The 12451-nt window shown below is 51.9% G+C and carries 20 protein-coding genes and 1 pseudogene; 10 read left to right on the top strand and 11 right to left on the bottom strand.

Features of this window, described 5'->3' with window-relative positions; all coding sequences use genetic code 11:
* Nucleotides 1-2: 2 nt before the first annotated feature.
* Together HP15_RS22250 and HP15_RS00740 are read right to left on the bottom strand one after the other, a co-directional pair.
* Nucleotides 3-236: a hypothetical protein gene (locus tag HP15_RS22250; protein ID WP_014575783.1), complete on the bottom strand. Its 234-nt coding sequence runs from the start codon at nucleotides 234-236 to the stop codon at nucleotides 3-5.
* 1 nt (nucleotide 237) lies between these two features.
* On the bottom strand, nucleotides 238-1014 hold the full coding sequence (locus HP15_RS00740) for a DsbA family protein (RefSeq protein WP_169702123.1): 777 nt from the start codon (nucleotides 1012-1014) through the stop codon (nucleotides 238-240).
* A 461-nt stretch (nucleotides 1015-1475) separates the two neighbouring features.
* Between HP15_RS00740 and HP15_RS00750 the strand changes: the two genes are divergently transcribed.
* The 6 genes and pseudogenes from HP15_RS00750 to HP15_RS00770 all read left to right on the top strand — a co-directional run.
* Nucleotides 1476-1781 (top strand): hypothetical protein, encoded by a 306-nt coding sequence (locus HP15_RS00750; RefSeq protein WP_041644881.1) that lies wholly within the window; start codon nucleotides 1476-1478, stop codon nucleotides 1779-1781.
* Nucleotides 1771-2067, top strand: a complete 297-nt coding sequence (locus tag HP15_RS00755) for a hypothetical protein (RefSeq protein ID WP_169702124.1) — start codon at nucleotides 1771-1773, stop codon at nucleotides 2065-2067. Before HP15_RS00750 ends, HP15_RS00755 begins: the two co-directional genes overlap by 11 nt.
* On the top strand, nucleotides 2064-2741 hold the full coding sequence (locus HP15_RS00760; RefSeq protein WP_014575786.1) for a hypothetical protein: 678 nt from the start codon (nucleotides 2064-2066) through the stop codon (nucleotides 2739-2741). Before HP15_RS00755 ends, HP15_RS00760 begins: the two co-directional genes overlap by 4 nt.
* A 49-nt stretch (nucleotides 2742-2790) precedes the next feature.
* A complete protein-coding gene (locus HP15_RS00765; RefSeq protein WP_014575787.1) occupies nucleotides 2791-3108 on the top strand; it encodes a hypothetical protein in 318 nt (105 codons plus the stop codon).
* A 53-nt stretch (nucleotides 3109-3161) separates the two neighbouring features.
* Nucleotides 3162-3890, top strand: coding sequence for an HNH endonuclease family protein (locus tag HP15_RS21815; protein WP_227499679.1), 729 nt, complete (start codon nucleotides 3162-3164; stop codon nucleotides 3888-3890).
* 174 nt (nucleotides 3891-4064) lie between these two features.
* Nucleotides 4065-4337, top strand: a pseudogene (locus tag HP15_RS00770) (MerR family DNA-binding protein); the annotation flags it as partial.
* A 60-nt stretch (nucleotides 4338-4397) separates the two neighbouring features.
* Here HP15_RS00770 and HP15_RS00775 read toward each other — a convergent pair.
* The 3 genes from HP15_RS00775 to HP15_RS00785 all read right to left on the bottom strand — a co-directional run bounded on the left by HP15_RS00775 (nucleotide 4398) and on the right by HP15_RS00785 (nucleotide 5968).
* Nucleotides 4398-5120 (bottom strand): cytochrome c biogenesis CcdA family protein, encoded by a 723-nt coding sequence (locus HP15_RS00775; protein WP_004578693.1) that lies wholly within the window; start codon nucleotides 5118-5120, stop codon nucleotides 4398-4400.
* Between the two features lies 1 nt (nucleotide 5121).
* Nucleotides 5122-5625 (bottom strand): DUF411 domain-containing protein, encoded by a 504-nt coding sequence (locus HP15_RS00780; protein WP_004578692.1) that lies wholly within the window; start codon nucleotides 5623-5625, stop codon nucleotides 5122-5124.
* A gap of 79 nt (nucleotides 5626-5704) precedes the next feature.
* Complete coding sequence (locus tag HP15_RS00785) at nucleotides 5705-5968, bottom strand: hypothetical protein (protein ID WP_004578691.1); 264 nt, start codon at nucleotides 5966-5968, stop codon at nucleotides 5705-5707.
* A 659-nt stretch (nucleotides 5969-6627) separates the two neighbouring features.
* On the opposite strand from HP15_RS00785, the gene HP15_RS00790 reads away from it, so the two are divergent.
* On the top strand, nucleotides 6628-6825 hold the full coding sequence (locus tag HP15_RS00790) for a hypothetical protein (RefSeq protein WP_014575789.1): 198 nt from the start codon (nucleotides 6628-6630) through the stop codon (nucleotides 6823-6825).
* A gap of 68 nt (nucleotides 6826-6893) precedes the next feature.
* On the opposite strand, the gene HP15_RS00795 is transcribed toward HP15_RS00790, so the two are convergent.
* From HP15_RS00795 to HP15_RS00805, 3 genes are all read right to left on the bottom strand, one after another.
* Nucleotides 6894-7799: a cation diffusion facilitator family transporter gene (locus tag HP15_RS00795; RefSeq protein ID WP_004578690.1), complete on the bottom strand. Its 906-nt coding sequence runs from the start codon at nucleotides 7797-7799 to the stop codon at nucleotides 6894-6896.
* Nucleotides 7800-7864: 65 nt separating this feature from the next.
* Nucleotides 7865-8254 carry a DUF3703 domain-containing protein gene (locus tag HP15_RS00800; protein WP_004578689.1) on the bottom strand — a complete coding sequence of 130 codons (390 nt, stop codon included), beginning with the start codon at nucleotides 8252-8254 and terminating at the stop codon, nucleotides 7865-7867.
* Between the two features lie 63 nt (nucleotides 8255-8317).
* Nucleotides 8318-9214, bottom strand: coding sequence for a cation transporter (locus HP15_RS00805; RefSeq protein WP_004578688.1), 897 nt, complete (start codon nucleotides 9212-9214; stop codon nucleotides 8318-8320).
* A gap of 168 nt (nucleotides 9215-9382) precedes the next feature.
* Between HP15_RS00805 and HP15_RS00810 the strand changes: the two genes are divergently transcribed.
* The 3 genes from HP15_RS00810 to HP15_RS22255 all read left to right on the top strand — a co-directional run bounded on the left by HP15_RS00810 (nucleotide 9383) and on the right by HP15_RS22255 (nucleotide 10970).
* Entirely contained in the window at nucleotides 9383-9847 is a 465-nt protein-coding gene (locus HP15_RS00810; RefSeq protein WP_004578687.1) for a hypothetical protein, read from the top strand.
* Nucleotides 9848-10336: 489 nt separating this feature from the next.
* Nucleotides 10337-10624: a hypothetical protein gene (locus HP15_RS00815; protein ID WP_004578686.1), complete on the top strand. Its 288-nt coding sequence runs from the start codon at nucleotides 10337-10339 to the stop codon at nucleotides 10622-10624.
* 103 nt (nucleotides 10625-10727) lie between these two features.
* Entirely contained in the window at nucleotides 10728-10970 is a 243-nt protein-coding gene (locus HP15_RS22255; protein WP_041644884.1) for a hypothetical protein, read from the top strand.
* Between the two features lie 85 nt (nucleotides 10971-11055).
* Here HP15_RS22255 and HP15_RS00825 read toward each other — a convergent pair whose 3' ends face one another.
* The 3 genes from HP15_RS00825 to HP15_RS00835 are packed head-to-tail and all read right to left on the bottom strand — an operon-like array spanning nucleotide 11056 to nucleotide 12354.
* Nucleotides 11056-11478 (bottom strand): c-type cytochrome, encoded by a 423-nt coding sequence (locus HP15_RS00825; protein WP_227499680.1) that lies wholly within the window; start codon nucleotides 11476-11478, stop codon nucleotides 11056-11058.
* A complete protein-coding gene (locus HP15_RS00830) occupies nucleotides 11475-12140 on the bottom strand; it encodes an isoprenylcysteine carboxylmethyltransferase family protein (protein ID WP_004578683.1) in 666 nt (221 codons plus the stop codon). The genes HP15_RS00825 and HP15_RS00830 overlap by 4 nt, the downstream gene beginning before the upstream one ends.
* A complete protein-coding gene (locus HP15_RS00835; RefSeq protein ID WP_040882146.1) occupies nucleotides 12133-12354 on the bottom strand; it encodes a DUF2933 domain-containing protein in 222 nt (73 codons plus the stop codon). Before HP15_RS00835 ends, HP15_RS00830 begins: the two co-directional genes overlap by 8 nt.
* Nucleotides 12355-12451: the final 97 nt, after the last annotated feature.

Genomic DNA, 12451 nt, shown 5'->3' on the forward strand with positions numbered 1-12451 from the left:
GATCACACTTCGGTCGAACCTACCCATTCATCGCCGAGAAAAGCATCCAGTTCTGATGTCGTCAGATGAGCTGTGCACGTCTCCAGAAGAAGTGGTGTCCATCCGTCTGCCGGTGCCGACATGTTGAACACGATGTTCTTGTGCGCGTCCGTGACGGTCAGTGGCAAATGAGCAATAGGGCTCAGGATGTCAGGCTCTCGGGGATTCGCTCGATCAACAATAAAGCAGATTGCCACGTCAGGCACCCAGAATCTGCTGTAAAGCTTGAGCAAGCTGTTCTGGGGTCTTGTAGCCTTTGATCAGGTAATCCCGACCAGTTTTGTGATCGAGAATTCTCAGAGCGGGTGTCCCGGTAATACCCATTCGCGATCCCTCCCGATAATCTTGGGTGATTCGGTCTTGGTGAGCATCAGATTGAAGACAGAGCTCCATCGCTTTCCCACTCAAACCCATTGATCTGGCAAACGTTGGCAAATCACCGACCCCCTGACCATTACTTCGCGTTTTCTCGAAAAACTGATCGAGAGCCGCCCAGGCAACACGATTGCCATAGGACTCACGCACGCATTCAACGGCCTTGGCCTGCATAGCCGCCGCCGGGTTATGCCCGCTTAGTGGGAAATGCTTGAACTCCCAATTGACGACGCCTTGGGAGTTATCAACGACGGATTTCAAACCGCCATGCATTTTTCGGCAAAACGGGCATTCAATATCGCTGAATTCCTGCATGGTCAGGCGAGCGTTAATGCTGCCGTAGACGAGTCGATCTTCCGGAACTCTGGGAGAGGCCAGTTCGTAATCCGCTATCAGCGTCTGAAATTTGTCCTGTGCCCGCCTTTGTTCAGCGACATCCAACCGTTGATCCACGATGGACACAATTTCATTGGACGTGAGGGCCTGTGTGGCCTGAGATCGCTCTTGTTTGAGCGTTTGGATCTCTGAGAACTGATAGGCGTGGCTCACCGAGAGGACGCCAAGCGCTGCGAAAACAGCGACCTGCGTGAATTTGGGCATAACGGGAAGGTCCATAGTAGGTTTTCATCATCCTATCGGCTCAGGACCACTTAAGAAGGTTCAAAAGGTCAGGGGGTCATGACCTTTTGTTTCCCGAACAAAACCTTGCTGGGCAGTAAAATTTACCGATATTTCCAAGAATAGGAATGACAGGTGAGCGAGGTCATTATCTTCGGGATTTTCATACAGTTTCCCTGGCTCGCCGCCTTAATAGGGACTGGATTCTTGATCGCATGGCGGCATTGGCGCGTTCATCGATCGCTGCTGCTTCCCGCTTCCGCGTGGCTTGGCTGTAGCGTTTATGAAGCGATGGTGCACGCGGGAATAATTTGTCCAGCCAGCTGTGACATCCGGATAGATGCCCTGGTTATATATCCTGCTTTGGCGGTTGTTTCGCTGATTCCCTTCATCAAGTTAGCGCTCTCTGACCTTGTCGGCGCCCAAAAAGGTAGGTTCTAAACATGACGACACGGGCAAGTGGAATCGTCATTGCTCAGACTGCAGTTGAAATCGGCGGCGATATGGCAACCAGCTACCTGCCTGTAGGCTATTCGGGACGCTGTGCAATTGTCGCCGATTCTGACTCAAAGGTTATCGCCGTTCTGTCATCCGGGATTGAGGCCTTTAGAGTGGCGGCATACGCAATCACTCCTGATGGAGGCTACGGCTCGGTGAACATCCAACCAACGGAGCTAGGTGAAACCCATGAGTCTCTCCTAGACTGGATCGAGGTCGGCCCAAAAATTAGGTGTGCTGTTGAAGATTGAACTGCTGTTTCTGGCTTTTGCTGCCTACATCATTCTCCAACTTGTCAGTTTGAGAGTTCTTCGCGGCCATTGGAGGTCCGCTGCCGTCGTTTCAGCGGTCATTGGTGCTCTTATCAGCGCCTATACAATCGTCGCATTCATTCTGGCCAGCAACCTTTGGCCGCTGATGCTGCTATTGTCGGCTCCCTGGATGTTGCTCTATGTCGTTGCTTTGTTGGTCCTGAACGCTCTGGCTGGGGCAACGTCTGCCAGTAACGGAAATCGTAGTTCCCAACCAAAACCATGAAAGAAACTGTCCTGAAATTGCTGGGGTGGGCTGAGTTCCGCGCTCGCATGAAGCATCGCTTCAATCCCGGGCCCGTCGATACAAGCCAGTTTGCGGACCATGTTGCCAGTAAGATTCCATGGTCGCCCATGGACACACGAAGCGTACTTCTTCGTCGAAGACTGGCACCAGTTGGGCCATTGGCTCTGACATTCGCATTGCCGCCCTCTCTGAAGATCCTGCTGACTCTGCTACCTGTTCTGATCACGCTGCCGATGATTCTGGTTGTCGATACCTGGAGCACCATCGCTTTTATTACACCGTTCATCCTGGTTCCCAGTTACCTCACAATTGGCTACATCCTCTATCGCTCGGCGAGTCGTCCTGTGTTTGATCGGAAATCAGGAACCTTCTGGAAAGGTCCAAGCCAATCCCGGCACAAAGTTGCAGTAGCGCTGGCCGACATTCATGCACTTCAGCTGATTTCTTACTTTTACTCAGATGGCGAACTGAAATCAGCCGGTGTTGTTTATCAGCTGAACGTGGTCGTCAGCGACAAATCTCGACGCGAAGTTTTCACACAACGCCAACCTTTGACCTCGGCTGGAAGGACTGCGCTCATGGATGATTGCGAACGCCTGGCTCGATGGCTCGGAGTTCACCTTTGGAATGCTATTCATGAATTTGATCGATAGGCTATGGACGATTAAGGTCTGAGAATCTGATTCAATAAGGGACTCTTTAATGGAGCAACGTAAGGCTCGTGTGGTCATTCCCGACCATCTTTCGTTCTCAGATCTCGGGCTGAAACGCCCAGAGACAGGCAAAATTGAATTCGAATGGGACGTAGTCAAACAAATCTGTGAGAGCAGCGAGGGACTTCCTCTGAAGAATCTCGAAGAAGGCCCTGAGGACAATATCGTCGGGTTGATTCTCGGCTGGTATATGGTGATTCGAGAGAATGGTGGAGAGACAGATCCTGTAGCCGAAGAACTCCTGGCTGAAGTGATGGAGAAAAGGGGCGAGTCCGTTTCCACGGACGATGAATCAGGACGTACTTGAGCTGCACCGAACCTCAGTTTTGACTATTCCAGGTACATTAGGAACTAGAAGCCTTGATCAATGCAGTAATTAAGATCGTCGTATTTGTCCTTCTTGCCGCCTTAAATCCAGCTTTCGCATCTGTTGTTAAAATGTCGAGCAGCGGGATTTGTCACCCACCGCAGAGCAGCTGGTACGACCGCACCAAAAACTTTCAGCCGTTTGGTTCGGTCGAAGCCTGCCTTGCAGCTGGGGGACGCCTGCCAAAAGGAATCGCTCGTCCTTCCGCCAGTGACCGGCGAACAATTAAGCCCTCTGATTCAGGGAGCTACTCCAGAACTGCCTTTGGCCACGGATGGGATGATTCTGATGGTGATTGTCAGGACAGTAGGGCAGAAGCGCTCGTTCAGATGTCATCAACACCGGTCAGATTCGCAACAGATCGACGCTGCCGGGTCGTGACCGGCAGGTGGATAAGCCCTTTCTCGGGAAATGTCATTCAAAATGCGTCTGAAGCGGACATCGATCATGTCGTTCCATTGAAATGGGCCTGGGATCGGGGGGCCAATCACTGGAGTGACGCAAATCGAGAACGGTTTGCCAATGACCCCGTAAATCTTCTGCCGGTCGAGGCATCGCTTAATCGTAGTAAAGGTGCAAAGGGGCCCACGGAATGGTTGCCGCCGTCTGGTCAGTGTTCTTACGTGGCGCGGTTCTCGAGAATCACGAAGAAATACCAGCTAGAACCTCGACCATCCGAGACTGTGTGGATCCAAGACTTTCTGCAGCGTTGCCGTTCATGACAACTATCGATCAAAGTTCAGCTGTTAAACAATAGCGAACATCGAGCCAGAGCTTTCCTCCAGAGCTGACGACTTAATCACAGCCAGTTTATCCAGTGTGATTGGCGGAGCAAATTGCAGGCGCTGCCGCCGTAAAGATAGTGCTCAATATATCGGGGTAAGTCCAATATCGATCGATTGACGTTCGTGAAATCGGCGCAGAACCTGGGCTTCAGTCTCGATGAGATTATCGACTTGCTTCGGCTGGAAGATGGTGCCTACTGCCAGGAAGCCAGTGTCCTGGCCGAGCACAAACTGGAGTCCGTGCGTGGAAAGATCAAAAAGCTGGAGAGGATTGAAGGTGTTCTGAGCGATATGGTCACCCGATGCCATATTCAAAAAGGGGATGTTCAATGTCCTCTAATTGCGTCATTGCACACTGGAATCAGTGAAGCCCCAGAGGTTTGAGTGGGATCGTTGTTGAGATTCTAGAAGCGGGGCACCGGGACCTCCGCTTTTAGAAAAACATTAGCCGAGCTTTCCCAGCACTGGAAATGTGGACAGCATCCAGGTGGCAAATAGAGTCATTTGACCGGTTAACACCATCACGCCCATGACAATCAAAACCAAACCAGCTAGCGCTCTCAGAAACCTACTCCAGCGGCTCAAGCCGCGCACGCGCTTGCGGAAATGCTCAATGAACAGGGCGGTCCCAAGAAAAGGCAACGCCAGTCCCAACGAGTATATTGCCAGATACAGCATTCCCGTTTCGGCGTTGGCATGCGTAGAGCTCAGAGCCAGAATGGCACCAAGTATGGGGCCGATACAGGGCGTCCAGCCGACGGCAAAGGCGACGCCCAGTACAAAGGCCGCCGTCGGCCGCCCACCTTCGAGTGTCTGCCCGAGGCGCCAGTCACGTTGCAGAGCGGGCATGCTCCACCAACCCAGCATGAACAGCCCCATCAGCACAATTAGTGTGCCTGCCACCAGGTTGGCTTCCTGACGGTAGGCCATCAGCCATTGGCCCAGGAGGCTGGCGCTCGCACCGAGCGCGACAAAAACCAGGCTGAATCCCATCACAAAACAAAGGCTCAACCAAAAAGCCTTCAACCTATTTGAGGCTTCGCTTACCGCGCCGCCGGTCACAACGGATAGATAACCCGGTACGAGCGGAAGGGTACAAGGGGAGAAGAAGGACACAAGGCCGCCGAGAAAGGCGGCCAGAGTGCCCCAGGTTGCGAGGTCCGGCATATCAGAACTCGTATCGTTTGACGCTTTGAGCCATGCCGTCGGCGGTAAATGCCATCACGTCATAGTTATCCTGCCTGCCTGTTTCCATACCAGGCGTGCCATGAGGCATGCCAGGGACCGCGAGGCCGACGGCGTTGTCGCCGAATGGTTGTGACGGTGAATCAAGGTATGCCTTGATGTCGTCTGCTGGAACATGACCCTCGATCACCAAGCCATCGATGATACCCGTGTGGCAGGATGCCATGTCCCGTGGAATCTGATGCTGGATTTTGACTTCGTTGATGTTGCTTGTGTTCTCAATGGTCACGTCGAATCCGTTGTTCTCAAGATGCTCTGCCCAGTCGGCACAGCATGAACAATTGGGACTCTTGTAAACGGTAATGGCATGATCGGCTTTACCCGATACGCCGTTTTCGAGAGTGGGTTCGGCGGCGTGAAGCTGGAATCCCGTAGAAAGAGTGCTCAAAGCAAGAGCGATTGAGCCGGCAGCGATGGAGGTTCTCATAGAGTGTTCCTGTCAAATGATTTGAGTGAGGCTGGTGTCGCAGGTTTTAGCGCGTCACCAGCCATGGGCTCTTGATTAGTTATTGGCTGGATTCGTCCTGATTGCTTGATGGCGACGCTTTGTTGTGGCTCTGCATCATCTTCATGCACGCCGCCTGCATTTTGGAACGATCCTCGGCGGACATGCCGGACATCATTCCCATCATGCCGCCCATGGTCTCCATGTGTTCGCCCATCATGCCCATACCTTGCTGTTCAGGTTTGTGGGCAAAAGCGGAAACGCTAGCGATGGCGGCGGTAAGAACAGCACCTGCACCGATCATTTTGAACGTAGTGGTTTTCATCGTCATTCTCCTTACGCGCAGATCCGGACCCGTGTAGCCATTGCCAGAACTGCTTTTGTGTTCGAGCGGATATTCTTGTGCCGAGCTTTGGAGCACGGACTCGGCGGAACAGTGGTTCAGGAGCGAGAATCAGGTGGGGGCGTGAGAACGTCTGCAATAGGGCTCTGGTATTCCGCACTGATCGGTGCGGCACGAAAACCTGTGGTGAGCTGAATACTTGGAACGGAGCTTGTGCCTGTCAGCGCATATAACGGTATTAAGGGGCATTGCGCTGCGATCCGCAAACAGTTCATCTTCTCAGGATCACTGCAGTTCGTCGGTACCTTGGCGGTGCCAGATTCCATATCAGCTGGATAACCTTGACCCATTCCGCGGCAATGAGTCTCACTGCCAATCGCGTCAGTGGCACCCATTGCTACCCCAGCTAGACCCGATGGTACGGTGCCGAGCAAAAGCAGAATACTTAGCAATGCGGTGGTGACGTTTCGGAAGAGCATTGGTCGACCCGGATTAAATACCGAAGGTCATAATAAAACCCTTGAGCTGCTCATACGTCAAGCACTGGATCAGGGCAATCAAAAAAATCTTAAACCTATATCACCTCTGTGAACCAGGGCACTGAAAGTGCCTTCCCTCCCAATTCACAGAGGTAATTTCCAATGTCTGAACAATGCCCCAACTGCCTGTCCCGGAGGATTGGCAAGAATAACTACGGAAAGAAAACCGCTGGTGTGGTCGGTGCGTCTGCCGGTATCTACGACGGTTATGCAGCTGCCACTGCCGGTGCACAAGCGGGCGCCGCGATGGGGCCAGCAATTCAGCGGGGTTTAAAGAACGGAAAATTGGAAATAGCTTAGTTAAGCGTTATAAACCAGGCAGCCGAAATATCGGCTGCCACTAAGCGTGCGCCACATCTTTCCAATATTCAGCAAAGCAATGTATTTGGGCACTGGCCCTCACAACGCTCCCACTGAACGGTCGTATGCTGGATTCCAAAGTGCTGATTCAGCATTTCAGCGGCCTCACTGATCACCTGGTCGTCACTCTCGGGGTCGGGTTTCACTAGGTGAACGGTTAGCGCGTTTTCGGTGGTACTCAGGGCCCAGATGTGTAGGTGATGGGCCGATATTACTCCTGGCAATCGTTCAAGACGCTCATGGACAGCCGAAGGATCAATCCCCTTGGGAACAGCATCCACCGCCAGGTTTACGGAGTCCTTCAGTAACTGCCAGGTGCCCACAAAGATCACAACGGCAATAACGAGACTCACAATTGGATCAATCCAGGTCAGGTTGGTGAACATCAGTATCGTGCCGGAGATCACGACGCCGACCGACACTGCGGTATCTGCGGCCATATGCAAGAAAGCGCCCCGGATATTGATGTCCCCTTTCTGCCCTTTGAGAAAGAGCATCATGGTTGCGCCGTTGATCAGTACGCCAATGCCAGCCACGATCACCACGGTCAGACCAGCGACGTCGGCAGGATCTGTCAGGCGCTGAAGGGCTTCCCAGGTAATGCCACCGACAGCGGCGATCAGAATCAGAGCGTTAAACAGGGCCGCCAGAATCGTGGTTTTCTTCAGGCCATAGGTCTTTGCGTTGGTTGCCGCTTTGCTGGCCAGCCAACTGGCTGCCCAGGCCATGATCAACCCCATAACATCGCTGAGGTTGTGGCCGGCATCGGCAAGCAGCGCCAGCGAGCCGGATATGACCCCGTACACCGCTTCGATGACGACAAACAGGATGTTGAGGAACACAGCAATCGCAAAGGAGCGGTTATGGGTGTCGAAATGATGGCTGTGGTCGTGACCGTGACTGTGATCGTGCATTTTTGCCTCTATCAATGATCAACAACGATGTTGGTCTAGTTATGAACCCTGTAGCAACTATAGGGTCAAGGGAGCCGCCGATTCTTCGGTACGTTGTGAGCAACCATACTGACCGCGCTTTTTCCCAGTATCTCTGCCAAGTCTTCGGGCACCGGCATGGGTGCAAACGCGCTGACGTTGGCACGACCGGTGTTTCCGACCGGAACCCAAATTCGGGAAAAGACCAGGGCGGCAATGGTTCGAATAGACTGCCCCAGCACTTCACGAACGTCTCTTGTCCGCCACCCTAGTCTGAGCATTCGCAGATGGGTTGCAGTGTGCGCCAGAGCAAATTTCTGGCTGAGGATATGGGCTCGCTCAAGGTGAGTGAAGGCTGTTTGGAAATCGCCCGCCCATTCCGCAACGCGTGCCGCTTCAAGCTCCGTAAGATAGGACGCCTTCAATTCACTGTGCATTGATGTTCACTCCCCATGAATGGCAAACGACGGCCAAGTATCGACCACCTGACCCCGAAAGGTTCAGCTTTTCAGTGCCAGTATGCGTTTGGCACCCATCAATACGATGGCACCAACAATTCCTCCAATAATCAGATCTGGGTAGTTGGACCCGGTCCAGGCAACGAGCAGTCCCGCAAGTATTACTCCCAGGTTGATGACCACGTCGTTGGCTGAAAATATCCAGCTGGCTTTCATGTGAGCACCGCCCTCACGGTGTTTTGCGATCAGAAGAAGGCAACTGATATTCGCAATAAGAGCAACAGAGGCAACGGTCATCATCATTAACGACTGAGGGTCACTACCGAACAGAAAACGCCGGCCGACTTCAACCAGTACACCGGCGGCAAGGATCAGTTGGAGAATGCCGGCAACATGCGCAGCTCTGACCTGCATTTTGATGCCGTGCCCAACGGCGTAAAGCGCGAGACCGTAGACGGCGGCATCGGCAAGCATGTCTAGCGAGTCTGCAATCAGGCCAGCAGACTGGGCGATCAGGCCCATCGTCATCTCGACCAGAAACATCAGAGCGTTGATTGCCAGCAGTATCCATAAAGTGCCGGATTCTTCGCTTTCGTTGGTTTTAGACGATTCAGCCGCTCTGACGGACTCAGCGCTGGCCTCTTCTGACTTCTGCAAGGAAGCGCCCAGCCCCAGGGTTTCCAGTTTGCTGGTAATTGGTCCGGTTTCGCCCTGATGGATAATTTCCAGCTTTCGATTCGATAGGTCGAATGAGAGTGATTGAATGTTGTCAAAGCCCGTGAGCGCCATTCGAATCATTCGCTCTTCTGAAGGGCAATCCATTTTTGGCACGGTGTAGGTGCTGAACTGACTGCCTATTTTGGCGGTGACGGGGCTCTTAAACTCATTGCTTACGACAGCATCTTCGCTGCCACACTGTCCATTGCAGGGGGTGCTCATTTTTTTGGGGCTCCGGTTCTCGCAGAAGTTCCGTAATTTAAAACCCTGTAGTCACTACAGGGTCAATAGCTGGTTTACTCTCGTCGCAAAAAATCGGTGCCTATCTGGATAAAGATCTACAATTAAAAGCGGGATGGAGTGAGCATCTCACTTTCAGGGGAGAATTTTATGATTTCAATTAAAGGACTGATAGCAACCGCTGCGCTGTTGGGTTTTCCAGCATTCGTACTAGCGCATGGTGATCAAGGCTCATGGCAAGGGCATGGTCCTGGCATGATGATGGATCAGGAGCAAATGCAGCAGATGCACCAGAACTGGTCCCACATGAACCAGCTGATGAAACGCATTCCTGATGAAGCTTCACCGCAAGAACGACAACGATTGATGCGAGAACACAGGGAGGCGATGCAAGAGCAAATGGATTTTATGCATCACGGTATGATGGGCCCCGGCATGATGCGGGGACAACAGGGCATGATGGGAGGCAAGCACATGATGAATGGTGGTAAACCAAAAGATGGTGGTGGCCTGACGACCGATCAACAAATTCAGATGATGCAGGAGCGCATGGATCAAATGCAGCTGATGATGGAGCAAATGCTGCAATACCAGCAAAATCTAAAGGTAGAGTGATCGAGAAGCCTTCAAATACTTCTGTTTAACAGACGCTTAGTATCTGACGAGTTTGATAGGCTGACGTTTGTGAAAACGGCGCAGTAGCTGGCTTTCAGTCTCTACTATCCGTAACCTTTTACGGCTGAAAATTGGCGCTCCGGGCGCTCCGGGCGCTACTTCGAATGTTCGCTTTGCGACCAGGGCATCCTCTGAACTCAGCTAAACAAAAGCGAACATTCGAGCCAGAGCTTTCCTCCAGAGCTGCCGAGTTAATTACAGCCAGTTCATACATTGTGATTGGCGGAGCAAATTGCAGGCGCCGCCGTAAAGATAGTGCCCATGGTGCCGAGGTAAGTCCATAACCCGTATCTTTATAACGTTTTTCTGTCCATCTTTTTTTAATCCACCCACCTGTAAATTTAAAGTTATATTTATTTTTTCTTTTTCAGGACCATTTCAGAAACCAATGGTTAAATATAATCGACAACCAAATAGGAGGTTTCGATTATGAAGAACATACTTTTATTTACCGCAACAATTGCTCTCTCAACATATACATTTGCTGGCAACGTGTCACCAGATGAGAATATGAAAGCCACGCATGATCAGTCTAAAGGTAAGGGCTCCTTAGAAAACATTCTCAACAATGACGAAATGAAACGCCTACACAAGCGGATGACACGTTACAGCATGTCCGAGCCTGGGATGGAGGCTCGCGTGGAAATGATTACGACTGAAGTGGGTCGGGCCTACCACAAGGCACTGGAAAAGGCAGAGAAAAATACCGCAGGATAACCCTGCGGCCAAGTTAACTCATGGAGACGTTAACAATCTAACCATACGAACCTGAACTCAGGCTGAAATAATCAACTGATTTTAAGGTTAAAGGGGAAAGGTCATGAAAAAAGTAATGGTAATCACAGCAATCGCAGCTTTTTTTTCAACAATGGCTTCGGCCAACTCAGGCTTGGCAGACCGTATTAATGAGGCTCGCACTTATCCGAACAAAACGGTCGAAATCCGATTTACAAAAAATTTCAAAGAGCATGCTAGAACGAAAAAGAATTCAAGTAAAATAAATACCGAACACAATCAGCACAGTGAACAGAATGTAGAAACGATGAGCCACAAGCACTCATGAATCGAAGATTATAAGTTGAGAGAAATAAGAACCGACCCTGTAAGTATCGGGGTCGGTTTCATTTTATTGCCTGAACAACTGAGTATCAGAGCCCACTCCTTTCAGACCATGCTTCGTAGATCCGCTTTTCCCATTTGCTTTGGAAATAGGCGATAGCGGCTTTTTGATCGTCCCTGGAGAGCTCGTCTGCGAAGGCCGGCATTTTCCCACCCATGGGGGCGCCACCTTGACTAATTGTACCCATCAGCGTGTCGAAGGAATGGTGCCAGGCATGGCCTGTTCCGTTGAGCGGTGGCGGCGGATAGGAGCCATCCTTCAGGGTCTTTTTCCAATTGAAAGCGCCTTGGGCATTTCCGCCATGGCAGCTTGCGCAGTTGTCGTCGAAGACCACTGCGCCGCGTTCGACCTGGGCCTGTGTGTACCAGCGGTCATCCACCGTCTGTTTACCGCAGCCGCTGATTAGTGCGACAGCAAGAACGCCTGCTGAGATAGTTACCACATGCATCATTCTTGTTCCTCGATTTCCTTGCGCCTCAAATTCCTCAATTGCGGAATAAAACGGGGAGTTCTGGCTGCATAGGCTCGCCAATCGGAGCCGAACGCTTTTTCTGTTTCACGCTCCTCGTGAATAGACAGGCGCGAGTACATCCACACCAGCACCGGGAACATGGCCAGCGTCAGCAGCGTTGGCCACTGCAGGAGAAAACCGAACATGATGAGCACGAAGCCGGAATACTGGGGGTGGCGAACGTGGGCATACAGGCCGGTTGCGGCCAACTGCCCTGCCTTTTGCGCGGCATACAGGGTACGCCAGCCAGCCGCAATCAGATAAAACCCGAGGCCAATAAACACTGTGCTCAAGAGATGAAACGGCCCAAAGTGTGGGGACCCCTTCCAACCAAACAGCATTTCCAGCAAGTGGCCACTGTCGTGAGCCAACCAGTTAACGTCGGGATACTGGCTCTGCAGCCAGCCGGAGAGGAAGTAGAGCGTCAGCGGGAACCCGTACATCTCGGTGAACAGTGCCACCAGAAACGCGCTGAAGGCACCAAACGAACGCCAGTCCCGGCGGGTCTGTGGTTTGAAGAAACTGAAGGCGAAGAAGATGAAAATTGCTGAATTCAAAACCACCAGGCTCCAAAGGCCATAATCCGAAGTGCCACTAGTCATCACGCCGTTCTACGCTTTTGCCAGATTGCTCTACTTGATGGCGATGCCCTCCATGTCCGCCGTGCCCACCATGCATAAAGATGTGGATCAGTGGGCAGGCAAGCAGTATCAGCCAAGGCAAAGCGCCAAGCAGATGAACCTTGTGTTCTCCCCAGAGTAAGACCAGTGCGATAACGGCAAATATTGCCAAGGTGATTTTGAAGCGTCGATCCATGAGCGGGTCCTTTTTGAGAAAACTCAGATATGGTTATTATCGATCAGTCCACCACACCAAGCTGAAACAGGCCTGAAAACAGTTGCGTAACATGCAT

Source organism: Marinobacter adhaerens HP15 (assembly GCF_000166295.1).
Lineage (GTDB): Bacteria > Pseudomonadota > Gammaproteobacteria > Pseudomonadales > Oleiphilaceae > Marinobacter > Marinobacter adhaerens.

Bases quoted from the DNA above. Each gene is read 5' to 3' on its own strand.
- HP15_RS00740 (WP_169702123.1), bottom strand. From the start codon at position 1,014: ATGCCCAAATTCACGCAGGTCGCTGTTTTCGCAGCGCTTGGCGTCCTC.
- HP15_RS00750 (WP_041644881.1), top strand. From the start codon at position 1,476: ATGACGACACGGGCAAGTGGAATCGTCATTGCTCAGACTGCAGTTGAA.
- HP15_RS00760 (WP_014575786.1), top strand. From the start codon at position 2,064: ATGAAAGAAACTGTCCTGAAATTGCTGGGGTGGGCTGAGTTCCGCGCT.
- HP15_RS00765 (WP_014575787.1), top strand. From the start codon at position 2,791: ATGGAGCAACGTAAGGCTCGTGTGGTCATTCCCGACCATCTTTCGTTC.
- HP15_RS00775 (WP_004578693.1), bottom strand. From the start codon at position 5,120: ATGCCGGACCTCGCAACCTGGGGCACTCTGGCCGCCTTTCTCGGCGGC.
- HP15_RS00780 (WP_004578692.1), bottom strand. From the start codon at position 5,625: ATGAGAACCTCCATCGCTGCCGGCTCAATCGCTCTTGCTTTGAGCACT.
- HP15_RS00785 (WP_004578691.1), bottom strand. From the start codon at position 5,968: ATGAAAACCACTACGTTCAAAATGATCGGTGCAGGTGCTGTTCTTACC.
- HP15_RS00790 (WP_014575789.1), top strand. From the start codon at position 6,628: ATGTCTGAACAATGCCCCAACTGCCTGTCCCGGAGGATTGGCAAGAAT.
- HP15_RS00795 (WP_004578690.1), bottom strand. From the start codon at position 7,799: ATGCACGATCACAGTCACGGTCACGACCACAGCCATCATTTCGACACC.
- HP15_RS00800 (WP_004578689.1), bottom strand. From the start codon at position 8,254: ATGCACAGTGAATTGAAGGCGTCCTATCTTACGGAGCTTGAAGCGGCA.
- HP15_RS00805 (WP_004578688.1), bottom strand. From the start codon at position 9,214: ATGAGCACCCCCTGCAATGGACAGTGTGGCAGCGAAGATGCTGTCGTA.
- HP15_RS00810 (WP_004578687.1), top strand. From the start codon at position 9,383: ATGATTTCAATTAAAGGACTGATAGCAACCGCTGCGCTGTTGGGTTTT.
- HP15_RS00815 (WP_004578686.1), top strand. From the start codon at position 10,337: ATGAAGAACATACTTTTATTTACCGCAACAATTGCTCTCTCAACATAT.
- HP15_RS22255 (WP_041644884.1), top strand. From the start codon at position 10,728: ATGAAAAAAGTAATGGTAATCACAGCAATCGCAGCTTTTTTTTCAACA.
- HP15_RS00825 (WP_227499680.1), bottom strand. From the start codon at position 11,478: ATGATGCATGTGGTAACTATCTCAGCAGGCGTTCTTGCTGTCGCACTA.
- HP15_RS00830 (WP_004578683.1), bottom strand. From the start codon at position 12,140: ATGACTAGTGGCACTTCGGATTATGGCCTTTGGAGCCTGGTGGTTTTG.
- HP15_RS00835 (WP_040882146.1), bottom strand. From the start codon at position 12,354: ATGGATCGACGCTTCAAAATCACCTTGGCAATATTTGCCGTTATCGCA.